The organism is Candidatus Cloacimonadota bacterium (assembly GCA_016932035.1).
Taxonomy (GTDB): Bacteria; Cloacimonadota; Cloacimonadia; order JGIOTU-2; family JGIOTU-2; genus Celaenobacter.
On the sequence record JAFGDR010000045.1, the window covers coordinates 25,604 to 50,052 of the forward strand.

20 protein-coding genes are annotated in these 24,449 nt (G+C 38.4%); 8 read left to right on the forward strand and 12 right to left on the reverse strand.

Features of this window, described 5'->3' with window-relative positions:
• Positions 1-23 precede the first annotated feature (23 nt).
• The 12 genes from JW794_08310 to JW794_08365 form a co-directional block, all read right to left on the reverse strand.
• Complete coding sequence (locus JW794_08310; protein ID MBN2018110.1) at positions 24-1,148, reverse strand: glycosyltransferase; 1,125 nt, start codon at positions 1,146-1,148, stop codon at positions 24-26.
• Positions 1,145-3,307, reverse strand: coding sequence for a PBP1A family penicillin-binding protein (locus tag JW794_08315; GenBank protein MBN2018111.1), 2,163 nt, complete (start codon positions 3,305-3,307; stop codon positions 1,145-1,147). The genes JW794_08310 and JW794_08315 overlap by 4 nt, the downstream gene beginning before the upstream one ends.
• A 141-nt stretch (positions 3,308-3,448) precedes the next feature.
• A complete protein-coding gene (locus JW794_08320; GenBank protein MBN2018112.1) occupies positions 3,449-6,136 on the reverse strand; it encodes a PAS domain S-box protein in 2,688 nt (895 codons plus the stop codon).
• Between the two features lie 18 nt (positions 6,137-6,154).
• Complete coding sequence (locus tag JW794_08325; GenBank protein MBN2018113.1) at positions 6,155-8,224, reverse strand: tetratricopeptide repeat protein; 2,070 nt, start codon at positions 8,222-8,224, stop codon at positions 6,155-6,157.
• Between the two features lie 137 nt (positions 8,225-8,361).
• On the reverse strand, positions 8,362-8,889 hold the full coding sequence (locus tag JW794_08330) for a Gx transporter family protein (GenBank protein ID MBN2018114.1): 528 nt from the start codon (positions 8,887-8,889) through the stop codon (positions 8,362-8,364).
• On the reverse strand, positions 8,886-9,257 hold the full coding sequence (locus JW794_08335; GenBank protein MBN2018115.1) for a NusG domain II-containing protein: 372 nt from the start codon (positions 9,255-9,257) through the stop codon (positions 8,886-8,888). The genes JW794_08330 and JW794_08335 overlap by 4 nt, the downstream gene beginning before the upstream one ends.
• Positions 9,250-10,245 (reverse strand): AmmeMemoRadiSam system radical SAM enzyme, encoded by a 996-nt coding sequence (amrS, locus tag JW794_08340; protein MBN2018116.1) that lies wholly within the window; start codon positions 10,243-10,245, stop codon positions 9,250-9,252. Before amrS ends, JW794_08335 begins: the two co-directional genes overlap by 8 nt.
• A gap of 18 nt (positions 10,246-10,263) precedes the next feature.
• Positions 10,264-11,502 (reverse strand): hypothetical protein, encoded by a 1,239-nt coding sequence (locus tag JW794_08345; GenBank protein ID MBN2018117.1) that lies wholly within the window; start codon positions 11,500-11,502, stop codon positions 10,264-10,266.
• Between the two features lie 5 nt (positions 11,503-11,507).
• Positions 11,508-12,215, reverse strand: coding sequence for a pyridoxine 5'-phosphate synthase (locus JW794_08350; protein MBN2018118.1), 708 nt, complete (start codon positions 12,213-12,215; stop codon positions 11,508-11,510).
• Between the two features lie 86 nt (positions 12,216-12,301).
• On the reverse strand, positions 12,302-13,165 hold the full coding sequence (locus JW794_08355; GenBank protein MBN2018119.1) for a YitT family protein: 864 nt from the start codon (positions 13,163-13,165) through the stop codon (positions 12,302-12,304).
• Positions 13,166-13,191: 26 nt separating this feature from the next.
• On the reverse strand, positions 13,192-13,938 hold the full coding sequence (locus JW794_08360) for a polyprenol monophosphomannose synthase (protein MBN2018120.1): 747 nt from the start codon (positions 13,936-13,938) through the stop codon (positions 13,192-13,194).
• Positions 13,939-14,204: 266 nt separating this feature from the next.
• Positions 14,205-14,870 carry a T9SS type A sorting domain-containing protein gene (locus JW794_08365; GenBank protein MBN2018121.1) on the reverse strand — a complete coding sequence of 222 codons (666 nt, stop codon included), beginning with the start codon at positions 14,868-14,870 and terminating at the stop codon, positions 14,205-14,207.
• Positions 14,871-16,703: 1,833 nt separating this feature from the next.
• Here JW794_08365 and JW794_08370 point away from each other — a divergent pair.
• From JW794_08370 to dnaE, 8 genes are all read left to right on the forward strand, one after another.
• A complete protein-coding gene (locus tag JW794_08370) occupies positions 16,704-17,108 on the forward strand; it encodes a hypothetical protein (protein MBN2018122.1) in 405 nt (134 codons plus the stop codon).
• 114 nt (positions 17,109-17,222) lie between these two features.
• A complete protein-coding gene (locus JW794_08375) occupies positions 17,223-17,564 on the forward strand; it encodes a hypothetical protein (protein MBN2018123.1) in 342 nt (113 codons plus the stop codon).
• A gap of 9 nt (positions 17,565-17,573) precedes the next feature.
• Positions 17,574-18,197 (forward strand): helix-turn-helix domain-containing protein, encoded by a 624-nt coding sequence (locus JW794_08380; protein ID MBN2018124.1) that lies wholly within the window; start codon positions 17,574-17,576, stop codon positions 18,195-18,197.
• A gap of 15 nt (positions 18,198-18,212) precedes the next feature.
• Entirely contained in the window at positions 18,213-20,675 is a 2,463-nt protein-coding gene (locus JW794_08385) for a TIGR03960 family B12-binding radical SAM protein (GenBank protein ID MBN2018125.1), read from the forward strand.
• 35 nt (positions 20,676-20,710) lie between these two features.
• Positions 20,711-22,219 (forward strand): Rne/Rng family ribonuclease, encoded by a 1,509-nt coding sequence (locus JW794_08390; protein MBN2018126.1) that lies wholly within the window; start codon positions 20,711-20,713, stop codon positions 22,217-22,219.
• Between the two features lie 74 nt (positions 22,220-22,293).
• The gene (gene rplU / locus JW794_08395; GenBank protein ID MBN2018127.1) at positions 22,294-22,611 is read left to right on the forward strand and encodes a 50S ribosomal protein L21; all 318 of its coding nucleotides are present in this window, start codon (positions 22,294-22,296) and stop codon (positions 22,609-22,611) included.
• 9 nt (positions 22,612-22,620) lie between these two features.
• Positions 22,621-22,905 carry a 50S ribosomal protein L27 gene (gene rpmA / locus JW794_08400; GenBank protein ID MBN2018128.1) on the forward strand — a complete coding sequence of 95 codons (285 nt, stop codon included), beginning with the start codon at positions 22,621-22,623 and terminating at the stop codon, positions 22,903-22,905.
• 96 nt (positions 22,906-23,001) lie between these two features.
• Positions 23,002-24,449, forward strand: a 1,448-nt coding sequence (gene dnaE, locus JW794_08405; protein ID MBN2018129.1) for a DNA polymerase III subunit alpha, incomplete at its 3' end; no start/stop codon positions are given.

Sequence of the window (24,449 nt, forward strand, 5' to 3'; positions counted from 1 at the left end):
AAAAGATAAATATGTAATTTTCCTTATTTTCTATTGTTTTTTTTCTTCCACGAAAAAAGGTGCAACTTCCCGCCAATTCCAACAATCGTTATGTAAAAAGGTTGGAGAAGTGCCCATAACGGGAAAAGAATGATAGAATTCTTTAAGAGATCGAAACGCTTTATTCCTCTTTGCAAGATAATATATTCGCCGATGCTCTTCAAGACCCATGCTCCAAGGGCATAAAGAGGAATAAAAAATAATCCAACAAGTATCATCAGATTAAGCAAAAACACATCCGCTAGATAGAAGTAAAATTCAACATTCAATGATATTTGTGCTTTTTCATTGGATGCCCAGCGTGTTCGTTGATTTAAAAAATTTCCCAGTTTCGTCTCTGATTTTGTAAACGCCTGTGTCTCTTTTCCAAATGCAAAACGTATCTCATAACCTGCATTGCGGATAAGCTGCATCATCAGAACATCATCACCGGAGATGTAATTTTTAATCCTATCATACCCGCCTACTTTATCAAATGCTTCCCGTGTGAACCCTACATTCTGACCACTGCACGAGAAAGCTCTTCCTGTACCAAGCGCACCTGCTGCGGCAAAGAAGAGTCCTGCCGTATCAATGTATTCATATTTTTGAAAGAGCGTAGCTGCTTTCCAATCAGGAATAAATGGAGTGGATAATCCCGCAACCATGCCAACTCCTCTTCCGAAGTATCGGATCATCCCTGAAATCCATTGGTATGTAACAATGCAATCTGCATCTGTGCAGAGGATTATCTCTCCCCTACTTTTTTCTACAGCTTGTGCCAATGCATTTTTTTTTCGGGATACAACATCATCAAAAAACGTTACGGAAAATAGTATAAGATTATTACTCTTCTTTTGAAAATCCTGCACGATTTGAGCTGTTGAATCTTCAGACTGATCGTCTGCAATGATTATCTCAAACTCATCTTCAGGATAATCCTGATTGATAAGAGATGTCAGTAATTGGGAAATTGTGTCTTCTTCATTTCGCGCAGCAACGACGATCGATATAAATGGTTTGGCACTTGTTGCAGCAGGATATTTCCTTCCCAGTCCCCGATAAAAAATCACAATAAATATGATGTAATATATAAGTAGAATGCCCAGAATAGTTATTAAGAAGATCATTCACCGCGATGTGTTTTGATGCTTTTCTTATAATCCATCGTACGATAATATTCATCCATATCTATAAACAGCGTATCGATCGTAAGATCCTGGTAGCCGAGGGGTTCAAAATTGTATCCAAGGCTGTCTGAAAGGATTGTGGGCTCGGTTCCTCGAATAAAAACCTCTTCTGTTACTTCCTTTTCAAAGGGCTGTGCAAGAAGTCCTGTTTTTTCTGAAATCGTGACATGAACCATGTTATCCGGTTCCTCGAATTCATAGAGTTTCCTGTTGATAATTGCTTCACCGGTTGAGTCTTTAGGTGAGCTGTTATATACTGCTCGCTTCATGATAAAAGGCCAGGGTGGTACTGCCACGTATGCTCCTGCCTGACCTTTTCCAAGGGTAATGTTGTCATCGAAGCCAACCCAGATCCCGAGCACCATTTGTGTTGTATAAGCAATACACCAAGCATCCTGGAAGTTATCGGTTGTGCCTGTTTTACCTGCTGCAGGAAGATAAAAACCACGCCAGCGAATACCTCCGGCAGTTCCACCGTCAACAACGGATTGCATCAAATTTGTCATAAGATATGCAATCTCTTCACTAATGACCTGAGAGGAGTGAGGTAGATATTCTTCGAGCATCTTTCCCGTCTCATCATCAATTCGTGTGATATAGATTGGATCGACACGCTTACCGCCATTTGCGAAGGGGCAGTATGCGGCGATAAGCTCAGCAGGATAAACCTCTGCAGATCCCAATGAAAGTGCAGGGAAAGGATAAAGTGGACTGTCTATTCCAAGACGCTCTGCATATTTAATAACCTCATAGGGAGTAAGGTCCATGAATATCTTAATAACCGGGATATTCCTTGAATGTTTCAATGCAATACGCAGTCGAGTTAATCCATAGAATTTATCTGCATAGTTGGGGGGTTCCCAGTGTGTTGAATCATTTTGCAAAAAGATTACTGGAAGGTCATTAATCATAGTTGCTGCAGTATAGCCATTTGCTATCGCTGCGGTATAAATGAATGGCTTGAATGCTGAACCGGGCTGCCTTCGTGCTTGTTGCACGCGGTTGAATTTACTGTGATTAAAATTCCTTCCCCCGAGCATCGAGCGGACATATCCCGTGTTTGGTTCTATCGCAAATATACCACCTTGCACATATTTTGTATCAATATCAAAGGTATCTGCTGGAAAGTCTTCATATTTGACATCATAATTCAACTTGTTCTCGAACTCAACAAGATGTCTGTTCAAAACAGAATCCGCATAATTGGTCAGGTCGACATCGAGAGGTGTATAAACCTGTAATCCACCATTGTACAGCATGGATGTGCCGTATTTTTGCTCAACATACTTCCGGACATACTCAAGATAATAATCAACCGGCTGTTTGGCTTTTTTTCTTGTTTTGATCTCAATTGTATCATAGTAGGCTTTATAATATGCTGTTTCATCGATATATCCAAGATCATACATCTGGGCGAGGACAAACTTGCTTCTTCGAACCACCTCATCATAGTGAAGACGAGGATTTAGATAGGTTGGTGCTTGTGGAATTCGGGCAAGCAATGCACACTCCGCGAGTGTCAGGTCTTTTGATGATTTCCCAAAATAATTCTGTGCAGCGGATTCCACACCGTAGTTGCCACCGCCAAGATATGTTTTATTGAGATACATTTCCAGTATCTGATCTTTTGAGAAAGTGCGTTCTATCTTAAAACTCAATAGTGCTTCTTTGACCTTCCTATCCATCGACTGCTCAAGATTCAGGAACATATCACGTGCAAGCTGCTGTGTAATAGTACTGGCACCCTGCTGGATGCTTCCTGCTGTAAAATTTGCCAGGAAAGCTCGAAGGATCGATGTAAAATCAATACCGGTATGATCATAAAAATTCTCATCTTCCATTGCAACAAAGGCATTGATCAATGTGTCGGACATTTCCGAAAGAGGAACACTTCTGCGGTGCTCGCTGGCGAATATCTTAACAAGATTGCCATCTTTATCAAACACCTTTGTGCCATTCATGAGTTCGTATTCTTCAAGCTGTGATATGGGTGGGAGTTCAAGGCTGTAATGATAAATAAGCCCTGCAAAAAGGCCTACAAAAAACAAACAAATGCAGGCAACAATAAAAAATACATTCCAGAATTTAACTTTTTTCATACGTTACATTTTTTCGCAGGATTCCATTGAACTGTCAAAACTTAATTAAATAATATGTGAATACTCTAATTGTGTAAATCTAAATAAGGAAGAAGTGAATTTCAATAATTTGTCAGTATGACAGATCAAAAATCAAATATTTTATCTTCCAATTGTTTTTTTCAAACGAATGACGAATACTGCACCTTTTGGTGTATTATTCTGAATGAAGACTTCTCCACCATAATCATCTATAGTCTTTTTTACAATGTACAGACCTATACCAGTATGCCCATTTTTCCCAAATTGGAAACCTTTATCGAATACCTTATGTTTAATTTCATCAGGTATACCAATCCCATCATCGGCAAATTTGATATCGCAATAATCTTCATTATACGTGATATCAATGTCGAGTTTTGTACTCTTTGCGTGCATTTCCGCATTATTGATAATATTCTCAAATACGGAATATATCGCATTATCAGCATATGCTTTGCCGGTACCTGTAACATTGAATGCTATATCCGGATAATCTTTGATAATTTCTTTTATCACATTATCAATTTGGTACTCATTTAAATCAGAATGAGAATCCAGGAAGCGCTCCTGTTCTCGTTGATGTTTTATTGTAATGAGACTTTTTTCTACTCGTTTATCAATCTCCTCGAGCATTGTTTTATCCTGCTCTTCATGGTAAATATCCAGAGCGCTTTTTATCACGATAAGATCATTGGCAATATCGTGACGTAAGATAGAATTTGCTGTTTTGAGACGCTCTCGATTTACTTTTAACTCATCTTCTGCTTGTTTACGATTTATAGCAAGAGCTATTTCTTCGGAAATAAAGTTTAGAATTTCAATATCTTTTTCTGTATAAAGGTTTGGATCATCATAGCTTTGAACTGCAATTACACCGATTACTTTGTTTTCCAATTTAAGAGGTACACCTAACCAGATTTCAGAAGAAGAACCAATTGTTTCAATTAATCCATTTTTTATTAATTTTTTTACAACATCCTTCGTAGCAAAAAGAGATTTGCCGGTTTTGATGACATATTTTGTAATAGTCTTGCCTGCAGGAAATGTATCAAATGCGTCTTTTTCATCAACATCAAAAGGGAGAGAGATCATATCAGTTTTTTCATTATATAAAGCAATATAGAAATTTGTAGTATCAATTACATCTCCCAGAAATTCTCTGATCTTGCTGTAAAGCTCATTGATATTATCAGTTGTATTCAGAGCATTTGAAATGTTGAATAATGTTTTTTGAATTCTCTCTGCTTCCTTGCGTTCGGTTATATCATGAGCAATATAAAGTACCGTATTGGGGGTTTTGGGGGTTGCTCTACCCTCGAACCAAATAACTTTATTTTTTATTTTTAGGGGGTATTCTATCTTGACAATTCTATCTTCATCAAGTGATTTATGAATCACTGAAAGAAATTTATCAGCTTCATTAAGGGGAAAGATCTCATGTAAGGTTTTTCCTAATATTTCAGCTGCTGGTTTATAAAGAAGGTCGGGCGAAGTAGGTGCGATATTAATATATCTTCCTTCCCGATCCAATTCTAAAACGATATCGGTCATTGCCCTAAAAAGAGCTCTCAAATTCTGTTCCGATCTTTTGAGCTTTTCTTCTGCATGCTTGCGTTCTGTGACATCTTCTGTAAGAATAATAACCTTTTCAACCTCTCCTTTTTCATCTACGATTGAATAAAAATACTGTGAGATCCACTCAGCTTTATTCTCTTTGTTTCGTGAAAGTTGAACATCTTGAATAAAATACTGTCCACCTTCCGAATATACTCTCCTAATTTCATCAAGATGATCATGCAGGTATGAATCTTTTTCATCAAAAACAAGTTTATTTCTTTTTTGATGAGCTGCTGAAATATCTTTTTCAGAAGATCCCCAGAGGGTCTTCCAAGCTTTATTTGATAATAGAAGTGTGCCATTTTTATCTCTCACAGAAATACCAATTGGTGAATTCTCGATCACAGTTCTGTTTAATTGTCCGCTTTCAGCTAAGGCTTTCTCTACCAGTTTGCGCTCAGTGATATCTTGGACTATGGCAATGATTATGGGTTCGCTTCTTAAAGTGATAGCAGTTATATGGACTTCAACCGGATACTGTGATCCATCTTTTCTATAGTGAGTAGAGAATACTTGTTCATGTTCGCCATATTGAAGTTTCTCCCAGATATTTTTCCGAAAGTCCCTTGTGATGCTTTGATGGTCTACATCAGATACCCTCATTTTGAGGAGTTCTCTTTTGGTATAACCAGTATAGTCACTAGAAGTTTTGTTCACAAGAATAAATTCTCCATCAAGATTATGTGCAAAAACAGCAAAAGGTATATTTTCAATTACGAGCGTTAAGGCTTCTTCACTCTCCTTTAATTCATTTGTTCTTTTATATACCGAAACATCTAATTGTTCTTTTTCTGCACGGAGTTTATCTTCAGCTTTTTTAATTCTCAACATTGCATTGATCTGAGCAGTGAGTTCTCCGGCATCAATCGGTTTGGCTAAAAATACATCGGCTCCAGCTTCCAGGCATTGAATACGGGTGTCAGCATCGGTTTTCGATCCTGTGTGTATTATTATTGGTATAAGCTTTGTTTTTTCATCTTTCTTCAATCTCTTGCATACTTCAATTCCATTCATTTCGGGCATAACAACGTCTGAAATAATGACATCCGGCAGTACATCCTTCGCTACTTTTAGCCCTTCTTTCCCTGAATCTGTTGTTATTACGACACAATTCGGGATTAATAATTCAAGTGAATCTTTAACTGCTTCCAGATTTTCTTTTGTATCATCGATTATTAAAATCTTATTCATAATACTTCTTTCGCCCATTTATAATGGAATAATAAGCATAAAACTCGTTCCGTTTTGAAGGTGGACCGTCATGCTGCCCTCAAGTTGTTGAACAAGCATTTGCACAATTGATAGTCCAAGAGTCTTTGGATGAATTTCATCATAATCTTCAGAAATTCCTATCCCATTATCTGAAATAGTTACTTCAAGTGCATTTTCTCTTTTATGAAGTCGAATATGGATATCTCCAGTATCTCTTCCCTCAAAAGCATATTTGATTGCATTGGTCAGGAGTTCGTTCAGGATCAATCCGAGTCTATCAAGGATCTCAATTCCGGCAGTTACTTCATCCATTGTATAATGCATTGTTACTCTGCCCTTAAGATCATAATTATATCTGATCTGATTAGCGAGTTCTTCGATGTATTTACCCACACTCACTTCGGACATATACGGTGAACCCAGCAACAACTCATATGCCTTTGCCATTGCTTGGATCCTATCCTGGCTTGCTACAAATCCTTTATGTGCATCTTCCTTTGTTTTAATCTCCTCTTGCTGAAGATGAAGAAGTCCTGATATCACCTGCAGATTATTTTTTACTCTGTGATGGATTTCTCGAAGGAGCAGCTCTTTTTCTTTGAGCGACCGGTTGAGTTGTCCTTCTGTTTCCTTCCTGACCAGTATCTCATTTTTCAATTCTTCTGTTCGAGTTTCGACCATCGCTTCAAGTTTCTCGGACATTTTTTCACTTACCCTATACTTGTTCAAAAGGAGAAAGATGATAATGACCAGAAAGACTAAAATAATGATTATCGACGTGTGAAGTATTGTCTGCCTTTTGATCTCGAGTTCTTTGATCTCACTGTCTTTTCTAAGAATTTCAAGTTCAGCATTCTTTTTTTCAATAAAATACTCGAACTCAACATCCTGGATGTTACTGATCAGTGTTTCATCATATATCTTGTCCTTTAGATTTGCATATTCAAGGAGATTATCATAGGATTTTTTATACTCGCCCAATGCAGCGTAGGCTTTTGAAAGGTTGAGATAGATATCGCTTGAAATTGCCGGCTCAATATTTGTTCTGGTTATGTCCAGTGCTTTCATAAGATATTCGATTGCTTGATCGTACTTTCCAAACCTGATGTTAAGGGTTCCAATATTTCTCAGTGAGCTTGCAATGAGGGACTGGTTCTCTCTTTCTCTTCTTAAGGCAAGAGCATTTTGATTGTACACCAGCGCATTTTCATAATGTCCGAGATTCATTTCAATATATCCAAGATCGGTGTATGCAACAGATTGAAGGTATAAGTTATCCTCATGTACGGCAAATTCGAGCGCTTTGAGTTCATTCTGAAGTGCCAGATCCCAGTTTTTTTCATCAAGATAGGTTTGACCTATGATGTAGTGGGCATATCCCTTTTGATAAAGGGACGAGTCATCTTCATCTAAAACTTCATTCATACATGTGCGGGACTTCTCCCATTCACCCATCCTTTGATATGATCTGCCAAGACGAATTATCGAATTATAGTATTCTTTCGAAAAACCATTGTCCCTGGCAAGAACCAGTGCTTCCTCGAGATATTGTACTGCATTATTATAGTTCTTTAATACGATGAACAAATCACCGATAAGGATCTTAGTAGCAATGACATTTTTGTAGTCCTGAAGTCTTTCGAAATTCTCGAGCGCTTTTATGGATGCTTCATATGCCTGTACGTATTCTCCCATCCTTTCTAAATTTGAGGCTGCTGTCAGGTATGCATGTGCGCTGCTCTCTCTGTCTTCGGGATTCAAATTTCCTCCAATAAGAAATTCGAGACTTTGAAGAGATTCCTCATACAATCCCATAAGACGTTTTGTTTGAGCAAGCAGAAGATGTGTTTTGCGCTCAAGAGCTTCATCCGGATAATCTTCCAGTATTTCAAGGGCTTGGGAACAGATCTCCACTGTTTTAGCGAGATCTTCATTCTGCATACTTTCGGCAAGTTGAATGAGCTGTTCAACCGACTTATATGCTTCCTGATTCTTCGCAAAAAGTGAGATTGATACACAAATAATAACAAGTAAGAATAGAGTTTTTCTTACTAATAACCCTTTCATGACAGATTACCTCTACTTTCTTGAATCCGTACCATGAACAGCATCATATTCCTGAGCACGAATAAATCGAGAATAGAAAAGTGGCTGAGTTTTTTTTGTCAATCTTTTATGTATCCCTTTTTGATAGTTTTTTCAATTTAGTATTTTTGCAGCGATTCAAAAGTTCTAAGTTGTATCTTTTTATATAACACCACGACAAGTATTCCTGTTATCAGTCCGCTGACAAGTCCTATAAGGAGTATGATTGGAAAAAGAACAAAAATCCTTAACGTATGCACAAAAAGAAAATATCCTAAAATCAGCTGTGTAAGCAAGTGAGAAACAGCACCGGTTATACTAACACCGATCAGACTTACCGGAATTTTGCTCTTATATACTGCATACATCACAAGCAATGAGACCAAGCTGCTTACTAAGGAAAAGAGCACAAACGGTGTAAAAAGCAGTCCTGAAAAAAGGTTGCCTATGATGACCTTCGACATCGTCACGACGAGAGCTGAAACAAAATCAAGCTGTACAAGAATAAGTAATATAAAAACATTTGCCAGTCCGATCCTCATAAAAGGCAGCGGTTTGGGTATGACACTTTCCACGATAAAAAGCAATACAGCCATGATCGAGTAAGCCGAGAGAAGGAGGATTCTTTGTTCCTGGAATTTCATCATCTTGTAATATAGTCGAGGTCAGACTTTTTCTTTAAATAAATTATCGTTTCATTTGGAAGGCACACGATCACATCATTAGCAAATTTCAGCCATCCGTGCTTGACGCATATCTTTTGCGGACAATCAGAATCCTTGACCCTGATCTTTCCTCCTTTGACCTCAATCACCATGCCATTGTCGAGTTCATAGATCTGATCTTTTTCTAAAGATATAGTTTCAGTATTGTCTTCGAATTTGATCACAGCCCATTCTGTCTCATGTCCATTCTTATAAATAATCAATGCTGATATAATTATAATGAGAATAATCAGAAATATCAGCACACCATCTGCAAAGGTAAAATGAGAGAGTAATTCCCGCTTAATCAAAAAGGTGTACTCCGTATATCTTATGTCCGCATGTCATGCAGCAATTATTTTCATCGATATTGCTCACTGAAGTGTAGAATCCCGAACGTTTGATAAGCAGTTCATGACAGCTTGGGCAGTATGTATCATGGGTTTCATGTAGATGAATATTTCCAACGTAAACATAGGATAGTATCTTTTTTCCGATCTCGTATGCCATTTCAAGCGTTTCAGGTTTTGTAGGTGGTTTTTTCATTTTGTATACAGGGAAATATCGTGAAAAATGAAGAGGAATATCTTTATTTATACCTGCCACAAATTCAACGAGTTCCTCGATCTCTTTTCTCGAATCATTCAAGTCAGTTATGATAAGATTCGTGATTTCGATATGTGTGTGCTGCGCAGCAAGGTTGATCGTATTTTTTACCGCTTCAAGGCGTCCGGAACAGTATGTTTTATAAAAATCATTAGCAAATGCCTTCAGGTCTATATTCATGGCATCGACATAAGGAAGGAGCTTCTTCACCGGCTCGGGATTGATAAATCCGTTCGATACGAGTACGACCTTGAGATCGTGTGCTTGCAATACTTTAGCTGTATCAAGAATATATTCGTACCAGATAAGCGGTTCTGTGTACGTATAGGCAACACCGATTGAATTATATTTCTTGCAGAGTGCAATCAGGTCTTCAGGATGAAGAGTGCTTGTTGGTGCTTTTTGCTGGGATATGGAATAGTTCTGGCAAAAATCGCAGGTAAGATTACACCCGTTTGGACCGATCGAGAGTATATCCTTTCCCGGACAGAAATGATAGAGCGGTTTTTTTTCAATAGGATCCATTGAAATCGAGATTGTCTCACCATAATTCTCAGCATACAGCGTTCCACGTTCGTTCTTCCTGCCAAAACACATCCCTCGTTTTCCATCTGCAATCTCACACATTTGCGGACAGAGTAGGCATTGTACCTTATTGCTTTCTAATTTCTTATAAAACTGTGCTTCTTTCATAGTCACCTCGCCAACAGTTTACAGGAACTTCTCGATCATGTTCAAGGTTTTCTCAAGAGCATCCCTGTTCTTTTCCATTACTTCTTTTGCTTTCTGCCCCATCTCGACTCGCTTTTGAGGATCATTAAACAAATTAAAGATTACATTCTGCAATTCATTCTTGTCCGAGATAACTATTGCATCAGCATTTTTGAGCATTTCGACGGATTTCATACAGCTTGAATGATACGGCCCCATGATAATTGGTTTGGCGAAATAAGCTGGCTCAAGTGGATTATGACCGGTAAAATCATAGAAGCTGCCGCCGACTAACGCAATATCTGAAACGGCATATGCTTTTGTCAATTCGCCCATTGTATCAATGAGAATGAGTCGTTTTGGTGATGATAAATCGGATAATTTTCTGTACTCAATATTATTATCTTTAAGAATTTTCTCAACTTCATCAAGCCGCTGAAGATGGCGTGGTGCGAGAATGATCTGGGAATCAACATTTTTTTCATTGAGAAAGGTATAGAGCTCTGCAACGATAAGTTCTTCGCCGGGTCGCGAACTACCAAAGGTAATAATGAATGGTGAGGATAGATGCCATTCTTTCTTGATTTCAACAACATCAAACTCGGTAAGCTGGAGTGCATATTTCAGATTCCCTATAACATGAACAGGGCTGGCTGTCACTTCCTCGAATCGTAACCTATCTTCATCGGTCTGAGTACCGATCTCATCAATGTGATTCAGCACTTTCCTGAAAATAAAGGAAAATTTCTTATAATTCTTAACAGTTTTGGGAGCGATCCTTCCATTGATAAGAATAATATTCGACTTTAGCTTGTGAGCATAATGTATCAAAGCAGGCCATATCTCAGTTTCTGCAATGACAAGTAGATCGGGAGAAATTCTCTTTAGTGTTCGCAAAATTGAGAAAGGAATATCCAGAGGAAGAAGGATCGGAGTAACATTTTCCTGACAAGATGATGCAAATTCCTTCGTTCTTTCATGCCCGGTAGTTGTTGTAGTTGAAATGACTACATACCATTGATCGCTGTGTTTATTTATAAACTCCCTAACAAGCGGTATAATGGCATGTATCTCACCAACTGATGCTGCGTGAAACCAGATAGTTTTTTTATTATGATGAGGAATTTGTATGAATCCTAAGCGCTGTTTCCATTCGTAAGGATTCTTCAAATATTTAAAGAGAAAATATGGAGTAAGTAGAATAGAAAAAAAAGTAATGGCTGCAAGATAGGCATACATAGCATTCAGGAAATGAGTGCTTTCATCTCTTGAACAGCTCTTCCGAGCCCCACAAAAACTGCCCGTGAAATGATCGAATGCCCGATATTATATTCCTGGATATCCTCTATTCCTGCAAGATAATGTGCATTGAAATATGTAATTCCGTGACCCGCTGCCACATAGAGTCCTTGTTTCTTGCCTGTATGCACTGCTTCTTTGATGCGCTCCACTTCGCTGAGTATGTCTTGTTCGCTTTTTGCATTTGCAAAGTAACCGGTGTGGAGTTCGACGGCATCAGCCCCAAGCTTGTGTGCCATTTTTACTACTTCATTATCCGGATCGATGAACACGCTGACTGCAATCCCTGCTTCTTTCAGTGCATGTATTTTCTCTTCTAGACCTTTGAGTTCCAGGTTCAATCCGCCCTCTGTTGTAACTTCCTCACGTTTTTCAGGCACCAGCGTAACCGTATCCGGATGGACAGCTTTTGCTATGGCGACCATCTCTTCAGTTGGTGCCATTTCAAGGTTGAGTTTTGTCTGCACTGTTTCTCTGATAATCCTCAGATCTCTGTCCTGTATATGACGTCTATCTTCACGAAGGTGGATGGTGATCTGGTCTGCGCCGTATTTTTCTGCAATAAAGGCTGCTTCCACCGGATCGGGCTCAAAGGTTTTGCGAGCCTGTCTGATCGTTGCTACATGATCGATATTAACACCTAATTTTGCCATAAAACTCCTGTTTATTTTAACCACGAAAAACACGAAAGAACAGAAATCCATTGATTTCATTTGCTTGTATTTCGTGGTTCATTTTATTATACAATATTTTCTCTTGGTTTGAAGCCCTTACCCAGAACTTGATGAACTTCCTGAATGATGACAAACGCATCGGGATCAGTTGATTTCACGATCTCGGTGAGTTTTGCTACCTCGCGCCTGGAAACGATGCAAAGTATCACATCACGCTCTTTGCCTGAGTAAGCGCCCTCACTTTTCAAGAACGTCACACCCCTGTTCATTTTATCGAATATGAGTTCTTTTATTTCATCCGATTTATCTGATATAATAAGTGAAGCTTTTGCATAGCCGAGTCCGGCAATAATAACATCGACAACTTTGCTGGAAATGTATAATGCAATAAATCCCCAGAGTGCAAACTCGACACCCCTGAAGCACAAACCCGCTATACTGATCACAACAAAATCTATGAGAATAAATGTATTACCAGCAGTCATGATCCTGTTCTGGCTGAATATCTGCGCAACAATGTCCGAGCCGCCTGTCGAGCCCTTTGCCTTAAAAACGATGCCGAGTCCAATACCAAGTAACAATCCGCCATACAAACTTGCGAGAAGAGGATTTTCGGTAAGCGCTTTAAGGTGAAGAATATTATTGAAAAAGTCTGTGAACAGTGAAAAGGTGATCATCCCAACAATTGTTCGAATGCCGAATCGTTTTCCCAGAATTTTCAATCCTATTAAGAAAAGCGGAATATTGAACACAAGCATGATAATACCGATAGGGATGTGAAAGAGATAGTTGATAACAACTGCCAGACCGCTCACACCACCAGCAGCGATCTTGTTTGGAGACAAAAAAAGTACAATGGACAAACCCATCAGAGCTGTTCCGATAAGAATGAAAAGATAATCTATGAGAATTTTAACTTTGATTTTCATGATAATAATTCGTTATAAATTATGAACTATGATTTCTTTTGCAGCTTTTTTTTACTTCGTCGCTCCCAGTATTCAGGGAAAAAACGAAGCTGCCAAACTCTGACAATTGCCTCTCTGACAATTTTTTTGGACATCTTGGATGTTCCGTTGACACGGTCATAAAAAACGATGGGAATCTCTTTTATGCGAAATCCCTTTTTCCAGACCTTGTAGTTCAGCTCTATCTGGAATGAGTAACCGTCCGACATCACGCTATCAAGATCGAGTGCTTCGAGCACTTCTTTTCTAAAGCATTTGTATCCGCCGGTTGGATCTTTTATTGGAAGCGATGTGATAAGGCGGACATATTTTGATGCGCCAATACTTAAAAGCAATCGTCTGAAGGGCCAGTTGACGACATTCACGCCGGTTATATATCGTGAACCAATGACCAAATCGTTAGTTTTGATTGCTTCAAGGAAGTTTGGGATGTCATCCGGATTGTGAGAGAAATCCGCATCCATTTCGAATACATAATCATAGTTATGTTCCAGCGCATATTTGAATCCTGCGATATAGGCACTTCCAAGACCCATTTTGCCTTCACGCTCAAGAATATGCACTTTCGGATTTGTTTTCATGATGTTCTTCACGAGATCAGCAGTACCGTCCGGTGAATTATCATCAACGATCAGTATTTCGATACGTTTATCTTCCGAAAGAACTTTGGGTATGAGCTTTGGAATATTCTCAGATTCATTATAGGTCGGGATGATTATTAATGCTTTTTTCATGTTCTCATTCCTCTCGATAGATTAAGATGAAATACGAATGCGTCCAGTTCATTTTTGTGTCAACTAATTTGTGCTTGAAGCAAAGACTTAAGTTGGGCTGCTTTCTTTATCCTGGTCAATTGGGGCAATTGACCCTACATGTTCTAATTTTTGTTTTTATATCTAAGAAAAGTAGTATTAAACTACAGAGATCACAGAGAAAAATCTAGGTGAATAATATCTTTCAAACCTCTCCCTTTTATTTCCTCTCCTTGCCAAGGAGAGGGTTAGGGTGAGGTAAATTTCACCATCTTCCTCACAACAGCAGTTTCCTCGAACTCAAGAGAATAAAAATACACACCAGGAGCAGTGACATTCCCGTCCATATCTTTTCCATCCCATACAATCTCGTTTATTGCCCAGAAATGTTCATCTGGTCCGTAAAATCTTCGCACAAGCTGTCCTCGTAAATTGTAGATTGATAATGTGTATTCTCTCACCCTGTCATAATCCAATGACGTGAAAGAGATTGTGGTTTGATCTTTAAAAGGATTGGGTGTGTTCTTAAAGAAGTACAGATTATTCACCATATTGGTATCCGGATCGACACTATATCCCTGCCACTCTAAAGCGCCCATATCGATTCTTCCACCATATACACGTGGGTTCCCCGCTAAGTCTAACCATGGAAGATTGAGTCCTGTTGTGTCGGGTGTGCCTGCATCAATACAGGGAGAAGTGCTCGATAAATAATAAGGATAATCTCCCGTACCCGTAAACTGTGGATCTACATCAATATTACCGTCCAGCCAGTGTACTATGTTTGCCCCATTCTGGTTCCACACACCGTCGATACTATCTTTTATATCGTTATATTGAATATCTAATGTAGAAATAATTCCATACGCTGAAAGATCATATATGAATACTTCACATTGAGTTGAATCCCACATTATATTATTCGTAAATGTAATATTTCCTCCTACATTCAAAGTAGATCTTTGTGAAGAATTGTTTGCGAAAGTATTATTAGTAAAAAACACATCACCTATCGGATCTGTGGATGAGCAAGACATTATGGAATTTGAAGGTGATGCATTATTTGTAACTATACAATTTCTGACCTCTAATGTGGGATTACAAAATTGCTGATAACTCATTAACATTAATGTTCTTTCATCATTGTTATTACTATTATTATTAAAAATACAATTCTCAACAACTGCATAATCCACAGCATCTATTCGTATTGCAGTAAATGAATAAATACCATGGGCATAGTTGTCTGTAAAAATACAATTCTCTAATTTTGCATTGGTTTGTTCGTGATGGATTCCGCATATTTCATTTGAATCAATATTATTTACTAAAATGTTCTGATACAATACTGAATCAGCTATATAGGTATAAATTGAACTTCCATACCTGAATATCATATCACTGAATTGTAAATCTTTAAAAGTAATATTCTTATTATCATGAAAATTTAATATTGCACTTTGCAAGGTTATATCACTTTCAAAAGAGAAGTTGGTTATGTTAATATTTTCTTTTTCATTATAAATCATTATCAGGGTATTAAACAATGAATCATCACCAATAATCTTTGTGTCGATATTCTCCCCAACGAGTGATGTATTACTCTTCATAGAAATTGGAAATATCTGATCATTAAGTGTTTGTGAATACTCACCTTCTTCGACGTGAACGGTTTTTGGATTTAAGCTGTCTGACGCGATCCTGTCGGTTGCTAGTGCAATGGTTCTTAAAGGCTCGTCCATCGACAATCCGCTGTTACTGTCATCCCCTTCTGAAGACACATATAAATCGTGGTTGATCTCTTCCATCCATGAATGTTGAATATCAAATGAAAACTCTCCTATATCATTTGGATAATATTGTATATACTCAGCAAAATACTTCTCAGGTTCAAAAACAGTAAATGTATCCACAACCACATGGATATGACATGAATCATAGGCATAGATATCCTGCCCAAGACCTGCATGATTGTTATAAATGTTACATAAATTATCAGGATCAAATGAAGGTCGGGAAAATATGTTATGAATTCCGCCTCCCGACATTGATTGATTTGTTTTAATTGTAACACCTGAGAGAAGTGGAGTGTATATATTATCATTCGAACCACAAATAAAAATCCCACCGCCCTGTTCAGCAATGTTATCTTTTATCATACAGTTTACAATCGAAATACCCGAACTTGATGAATAACCATGATGTGCAATGATACCACCACCCCTATTACCAGCTGACATATCTGTTCCGGAACCATTTGTTATGGTAAATCCTCTGATGGTGGCTATCTCCCCATTTATCACCGTCACACAGCTTCCTGCTCTATTCCCATCGATGATCGTTGAATCTATATATACTTCATTTCCTGTGGTGAGTTCCAAGCTCGCCAAAGTAATGCTATGTCCATTAAAATTTACATTCTCTATATATCGTCCCGGATAAACCAGGACTACATCTCCATTTGCCGAGTAATCTATACCTTCCTGGATCGTTATGTAATCTCCAGTGCCGTCTATATCTACGATAATGGTATCAGTAAATAAATGTGAAACCAATAATAATCCTGCACAACATAACAAAATCTTCTTACTCACCAGACAATCCTTTTCTTACTCTTATTATTTTCATCTTTTATCCTTGTGCTTTCTAAAATTATGGATTAATTATTGTCAATGAGTATTTTCATTCACAAATATTTTGACAAGCTCAATCAGTTTTTCAAATTGTAAAACCAAATTGGAGGTGCGATGGCACAGCAAAATGAAGCAAAAAAGGCGACATTGATAGAAGTTTTGATGGTTATACTGATCGTGGGTATAATCGTGATACTTGTTTTTCCTGCAATCGGTGAAAAACGCAACAGGGACAGAATGGATCTCGAGGTGTTCCCGACCTTTGATATCATTCTTCAAGCAAACGAGCAATTCAACGCAGATCAGGGTTATTATGCATTCGACATAACCATGCTCAACCTTACTGACGAGCTCGAAGGCAAACAATTTTTCGAATTTACTCTTACAGACACAACGGTTATTGCTACCACGACGAACAAATTCGGTAAAGCCGGCGCACAGATCGTTTATAACTTTGACAAGGATTACTGGTCTGTCACAGGCACAGAGGATGTGATCGACGAGAGCTGGCTTCCTTAAGAGATCATAAAACCAGTTTTATAAAAGAATTGTATGCCCACAAGTTGCAATTCTTTTATTTTTTTTGCTTTGATTCATGTTACCCGATCAGTTAAATATGGCAATCAATAGCTTATGAAATATATCATGATCTTTCTTTTGGTTATTTTTGCATGTGGCATTGTACAGCGTGCAGAAGCTGAACCATTGAAATTCGTTGGAGAACCTCTTTTTGCACATGATTCCATTTCACACGTGCTTTCATCGGCTTTTGTGTATTGCTGGCAGTATGAGATGCTGAAAAATGCAGGGCACATGAAACCGGATTCAGCCAGGATCTGGTCTTTGAGTCTGACTGGAATAATTGGAATTTTTAAAGAAATTTTTGACGATAAAGTAAAAGGGCAGTATTTTAGTTACAAAGACGTCGCCTGTAATCTAGCGGGTTCGCTGATGATGTTTGTACTTTGGAAATAAAGGATCGCAATGGCAATTAAATTTTCGCAGAAGGTTGTTGAAGAAAACCATGAAAGTCTCGGGGGATACCTGAGAGCCCACCGTATGTTCAAAGGCATCGATCTGGATGAGGTCCATGAACGCACGATGATCAAGATACAATTCCTGGAAGCTATTGAGAATGACACACTTCATGAACTGATCGATATCAGGTTTGCCCGAATGTATATTCTGAATTATACCCGTTTCATCGGTGCGAATATTAACAAAGCAATGACGCTTTATGCCAAGCAATATGATCTCGAAGAAAAGAAGAAAAGTGTTCCTTTGCAAAAGAAGAAGCAGACGTCAAAAAAAGTACTCATACCCAGGATCTTTTTTAAGATATCAGCCCTCGTGATCATTGTTGCCATCCTTTTCATGGTCGGGCTTCATCTTCAGAAAAAGGGTGTATTGCACAGGAATCTATTTGAGGATAAAAATGCTTTGCTTACCCAGCAGAATGGAACAGATATCCTCAACAGTTCCGGTGAACTCGAACAGACCGAAACTCAGAAATACTCATATAAAAAAGAAGACCTTTATAAAAAATATATTCTCAAAGGGAAGGATGTACCCTGGCACGTGTTCCCCGAGTATGTGAAGAATCGATAGAACTCAAGGAATGATGTGCAGACCGTTGACATTGAAAAATATCTCTATTTTGTTACTCGTCCCGGAAGATATACAAATAATGAACTGAACACAAAAAAGAAACAGGTCTCAGAAAAGTATTTTAACATCGCTCTTTGTTTCCCGGACCTTTACGAAGTGGGAATGTCCCATCTGGGATTGAAGATTTTATACACGATCCTTAACGCTCAAGACACTCTTGCTGCAGATAGAGTCTATGCGCCAGATCATGATTTGATTGAGCTGCTCAGGGAGAAGTCCATTCCTCTTTTTTCTATTGAGGATAAAGTGCCTTTAAAGAATTTTGATGTTGTCGGTTTTACCCTCCAGTATGAACTTTCATGCACTAATATCCTTCTTATGCTTGAACTCGGTCAGATACCAATCCTGTCTGAAAACCGAATCCAAGAGGATCCGATCATCATTGCAGGTGGGCCGGGTGCTTTTAATCCGGAACCCCTTTCTCTTTTTATCGATGCTTTCGTTATTGGTGATGGAGAAGATGTTATACTTGAGATAGCTGAACTTCTTCGTGCTTATAAATCAAAAACACGAGAAGAGATACTCTATCTTCTTACCCAGATCGAGGGAGTATATGTTCCTCGATTTTATGAGCAGGTCAAAGATGAGAATGGCACCTCGATCCGACCGACCAGAAACGATGTTCCTCAAACAATCAAGCGAAGGTTCTTCAAAGATTTCAATAATCCTGATAAAATGCACTCTCCGCAACTGATGCCAATTATCGATATTGTACATCGCAGACCAGCATTTGAGGTCATGAGGGGATGCTCACGAGGTTGCCGATTTTGCCAGGCGGGAATGATCTATCGTCCCATACGGGAACGGGACAGCAGCCTGATCGAGAAACAAATCTACAGAGATATCGAAACAAACGGCTGGGAGGAAATATCTCTCAACTCACTTTCAACTTCAGATTATTCTTCAATCCAACCTCTTCTGTCATCGCTGATGCACGTACTGCCGAAATCCAACATCACGATCTCTCTCCCCTCTTTAAGAATCGATACGTTTGAAGATAATTTTCAACCTCAACTAAGAAAAATACTCGGAAATACAATAACTCTTGCACCTGAAGCCGGCTCGCAAAGACTCCGTGATAGTATTAACAAAAATATCTCAGAACAAGAAATTCTAACATCAGTTCAATGTGCTCTCAATATGGGTATCAGATCGATCAAGTTATATTTTATGGTCGGTCTTCCGGGTGAAACAGAAGAAGATATTGAAGAGATCATCACTCTTATCGAAAAGATGTATGCTATTAATCCGAAGAAAATTTCAAAGATTAACGTAAGCATTGCCCCATTTGTTCCGAAAGCACATACTCCCTTCCAGTGGTGCAGGCAGGATACAGTTGAGGAATTCCTCTATAAAATATCGTTGGTGAAGCATTACTTTTCAAACAGAAAAAAGATCTCGATTAAGTATCATACCTTAGAACAGTCCAAGCTCGAAGCTGTGATTGCACGTGGGGATAGAGATATTTCAAATGTAATCTTCACAGCTTACAAAGATGGTGCACTTTTTGACAGCTGGAATAACTCATTTGATTATATTGTTTGGGAACAAGCTGCTGAAAAAAATAATGTCGATTTTAATACATACAGATGTGAGATTCCTTCCAATTCCTTACTTCCCTGGGATCATATCGATTCGTGCATAAGGAAAGATTTCTTAATCGAAGAATTTAATAAGTCGATGCATTACCTGATAACAGAAGACTGCCGTACCGGAGTGTGTTCACAGTGTGGTGTTTGCGAAAATATGTCGCCAACCTTTAGCACAGAAGAAAGAGAAGAGAGTGTTTCTTCGCAGAACAAAGAAATTAATACAGAATCGGATGAATGTAGAATTTTTTATAAGATTATCTATGAAAAAGGCGACAAATTACGTTTTATATCTCATAAAGAGCTGTCGGCATTGATCTATACGATCTTGAGAAAAAGCACCCTTCCGATTTATTATACAAAAGGATTTAATCGACATCCAAAAATTTCCTTCTGTCCACCGTTAAGTCTCGGAATGACAGGCAAAAGAGAAAGTATAACATTTTCGATGACAAAAAAAATGGATGAGCAACTAATCAGAAAAAAACTTGACGTGAATCTGCCGAAAGATTTTGTCATCAAAGAAGTGATTACTATAGATTCTTCGAAGAAAATGAATTATACAGAGGAATTGATAAGAATTACTTCTCCTGACAATTCGATAGATTGGAAAAAGATCGATGAATTTCAGGATATATTTTTTTATTCAGAACGAAAAAATAATGAGATTTATTTGAATAATTTTTTTTTGGAAGTAACAATGCTTGCGAACGGAGTCGACATCTTAAAAAAGCTGGGGCTCAATATGTTTGAAATCCTCGAAAAGGCTTTTCACTATTCGCAGATGCAAATCGGAACATGTCATATTGAAAGAATAGAACTGTATTAATTTTTTAATTTTATTTATTTTTGGAGGCTTTTTTAATGAAAAGTGAATTAGTGGTTAATATAAGCACATTCGCAAATCGGATGGCGCTCATCGAGAACAACAAACTTGTCGAATTGTTTATACACCGAGAAGATCAAAATGAGATCGTTGGGAACATATACAAAGGAATCGTCAAAGATAATGTTCCGGGTATGGGGGCAAGTTTTATCGACATTGGACTGGAGCGAACGGCTCTTTTACATTTTAGAGATGCCGTGCCCGATTTCATGGATCTCGAAGAACTGGACGATGTCAATTTAAAAGAAATCAAGAACGACATCTACAAGATGGGAGAATTACTTGAAGATGGGCAGGAAGTTATGGTTGAGGTGGAGAAAGCGCCAATTGGGAAAAAGGGCGCTCGTCTAACTGGTGAGATTTCCATACCCGGTCGTTTCATGGTTTATATGCCAAACAAGAATTACATAGCCATCTCAAGAAAGATCAGTTCGAGCAAGGAAAAACGTCGCCTAAAACAAATATTTTCTAATCTAAAAGAGAAAAATATCGGTCTTATTGTGAGAACTTTCGCAGAATATCATACCGAACAGGAATTCAAGAAGGAGTATCGAAACCTGAGAAGAACCTGGATGGAAATACAGGAAAAATTCAAAGAATCAAAAGAACCGACCTGTATTTATAATGATAATGATTTGACTTCAACGATTATTCGCGACCTTATCCATAAGAACATCGACAAGGTCATCATTGACTCAAAGAAAGTCCGTGCAAATGTGATCAAACGTCTTAAAATGATAGCCCCTGATTTCATTAAAAAGATCCGTCTCTACAGGGAGGATGCCAATATTTTCGATGCGTATGGGATCGAGAGAGAGATCTCAAAGATATTCCGTTCACGCATCTATCTTGATAGCGGGGGCTTTATTGTCATTCAGCAAACCGAAGCATTGGTCTCAATCGACGTGAACACAGGTAGTTTTGTCGGGAACAAAAGTCTTGAAAATACAGTGACCATAACAAATATTGAGGCAGCTAAAGAGATCGCTCGCCAGATCAGACTCCAGGACCTAACAGGCATGATCTTCATAGATTTTATCGATATGTACAAACCTGAAAACCGTCTCAAAGTACTCCAGACATTCCGTCAGGAGATGGCTAAGGATTACTGTCCAAATAAAATATTTTCTTCCAGTCCACTAAATATGGTAGAAATGACCAGAAAACGGGCAAAAGGAAATCTTCTCTCGAATTTCTACGAACCATGCCCATCTTGTCAGGGAGCAGGGCGGGTATTGTCACGGATCAGCATACTCGATAATATTTTTCGCTGGCTGGATCGTGCTTCGAAATATCATACAAAAGATGAACTGGAAATACATATCCATCCATGGGTTTATGAATATATTCTGGAAAAAAAGCCCACGATCAAAAAGGACTATCCTTTTACATGGAAATTCATCCTTAACGGTGAAATGGGGATTACCGATTTTAAGATTTTATCATCAAAATCTAAGAAAGATATAACTGATCTTTATCAAGTTTAGGGGGTTTTTTCATAAAACTTGACATGGATTATGGGCACTTGAATTTTGCAGTTCCTAATTACAAGGAGTTAGAGATGTACGCAATAATAGATTTCAAAGGTCAGCAACACAGAGTTCAAAAAGACGATGTGCTCCATGTAGCATATCTTGAAGACAAAGAGATCGGCTCAGAAATAGAGATCGATTCCTTACTTCTACTTGAAGATGACTCAAAAACTCATATCGGCAAACCAACCGTTAAAGGTGCAAAGATCATTGCTGAAGTTCTTGGTCATGGAAGAGATAAAAAGATCATAGTTTTCAAGAAAAAAAGACGTAAGAGCTATAGCCGCAAGCAAGGTCATCGTCAGGACTTTACGGAAATCAAGATCAAAGAAATTATTAAAAATTAGAGGATTATCATGGCACATAAAAAAGGTGTAGGCAGTACTCAAAACGGTAGAGATAGTAACCCGAAATTTTTAGGCGTGAAAAAATATGCCGGTCAATTCGTTGAAAAAGGAAATATCATCGTACGCCAAAAAGGCACAAAGATCCATCCTGGAAAAAATGTCGGACTCGGTAATGATTTTACCATTTATGCTCTTATCGACGGATTTGTTAAATTTGAGCCCTATAAATTCACTGGATTCCGCACAAAAAGAAAACGCACACGTCAGGTGAGCGTGTACGAAAAATTGCAATAATTTTTCTAAAATTCATAAAATTTACATCGGCAGTTGAAAATATTTGACTGCCTTTTTTTTATCTCTACGAATAATGAAAATTATTTAGGAGAACATGTGTCCTTTGTCCATCTTCACAACCACACTCAGTACAGTCTTTTAGACGGTGCAAGCAGAATCTCCGACCTGATGAAGCTGGCTTCTGAATGGCAAATGCCTGCAGTAGCGATGACCGATCATGGAAACATGTATGGAGCAATCGATTTTTACAAAACCGCAAAAGCCCATCATGTCAAACCTATTATCGGGATGGAAGGATACATTATCAACGGGAGCATTCTGTCTGAAAAAGACAAGCAGTGTCGCCGTCATCATATCACATTGCTTGTAAAAAATCAAACCGGATATCACAACCTGATGAGACTCTCCAGCATTGCTTTCATCAAGGGACATTATTATAAACCAAGGATCGACAAAAAGCTCCTTTCGAAATACTCTGAGGGCTTGATCGGAATGAGTGGCTGCATGCAGGGGGAAGTATCCCAAATGATCCTTCAAAACAAATATGACAAAGCAGTGCAGGTTGTCAAACAGTATCAGGAAATATTTGGTAAGGATGACTTCTATCTTGAAATTATGCGGCTTGGATTGGACAAAGAAGAGGATCTCATCAAACAGATCAGAAGACTCTCTGAAGAAACAGGTGCCGCGTTGGTGGCGACAAATGACTGCCACTTTATTAAACGCTCGGATGCCAAAGCTCAGGATGTACTTCTTTGCGTTCAGACAGGTAAGATCCTTGAAGATACCAACCGAATGAAATTCACTACTGACCAGATATATTTTCGCAGTCCCAATGAAATGAAGAGCCTTTTCAGCGACATTCCAGAAGCTATTGATAACACCTTGAAAGTCGCCGAAAAATGTGATTTCGAACTCGATTACAAGGGATTCCTATTCCCGCATTTCACTATTCCGGAAGGCTATGCCGACGATTATGAATACCTCAGAAAATTGGTTTATGAAGGTGTTGAAAAAAAATATTCTGACGTGACAGACGAGATAACAGACCGCATCGAGCATGAACTTGCCGTGATCAAAAAGATGGGATTTGTAAGCTATTTTCTGATCGTTTGGGATATTATACGAGAAGCACGAAAGATGGGTGTTGCAGTTGGACCTGGTAGAGGTTCTTGTGCAGGTAGCATCGTAGCATATCTAATCGATATAACAAAAATAGATCCTATACGATATAACCTATTCTTCGAACGTTTCCTGAATCCTGCACGTGTTAGCATGCCTGATATCGATACGGATTTCTCAAATGAAACCAGACCAAAGGTCATCGATTATATTGTAAAAAAGTACGGACAGGAAAATGTAAGCCAGATTGGAACACTTGGAAGTCTGGGTGCAAAAATGGTTATACGTGACGTTGGCAGAGCAATGAGTGTTCCACTCTATGAAGTTGACGGCATCGCTAAGATGATTCCCGGCGGTCCTGAAGTTAGTCTCGAAAAAGCTTACGATCAAAATGAAAAACTTCGGGAACTCATAAACTCAAA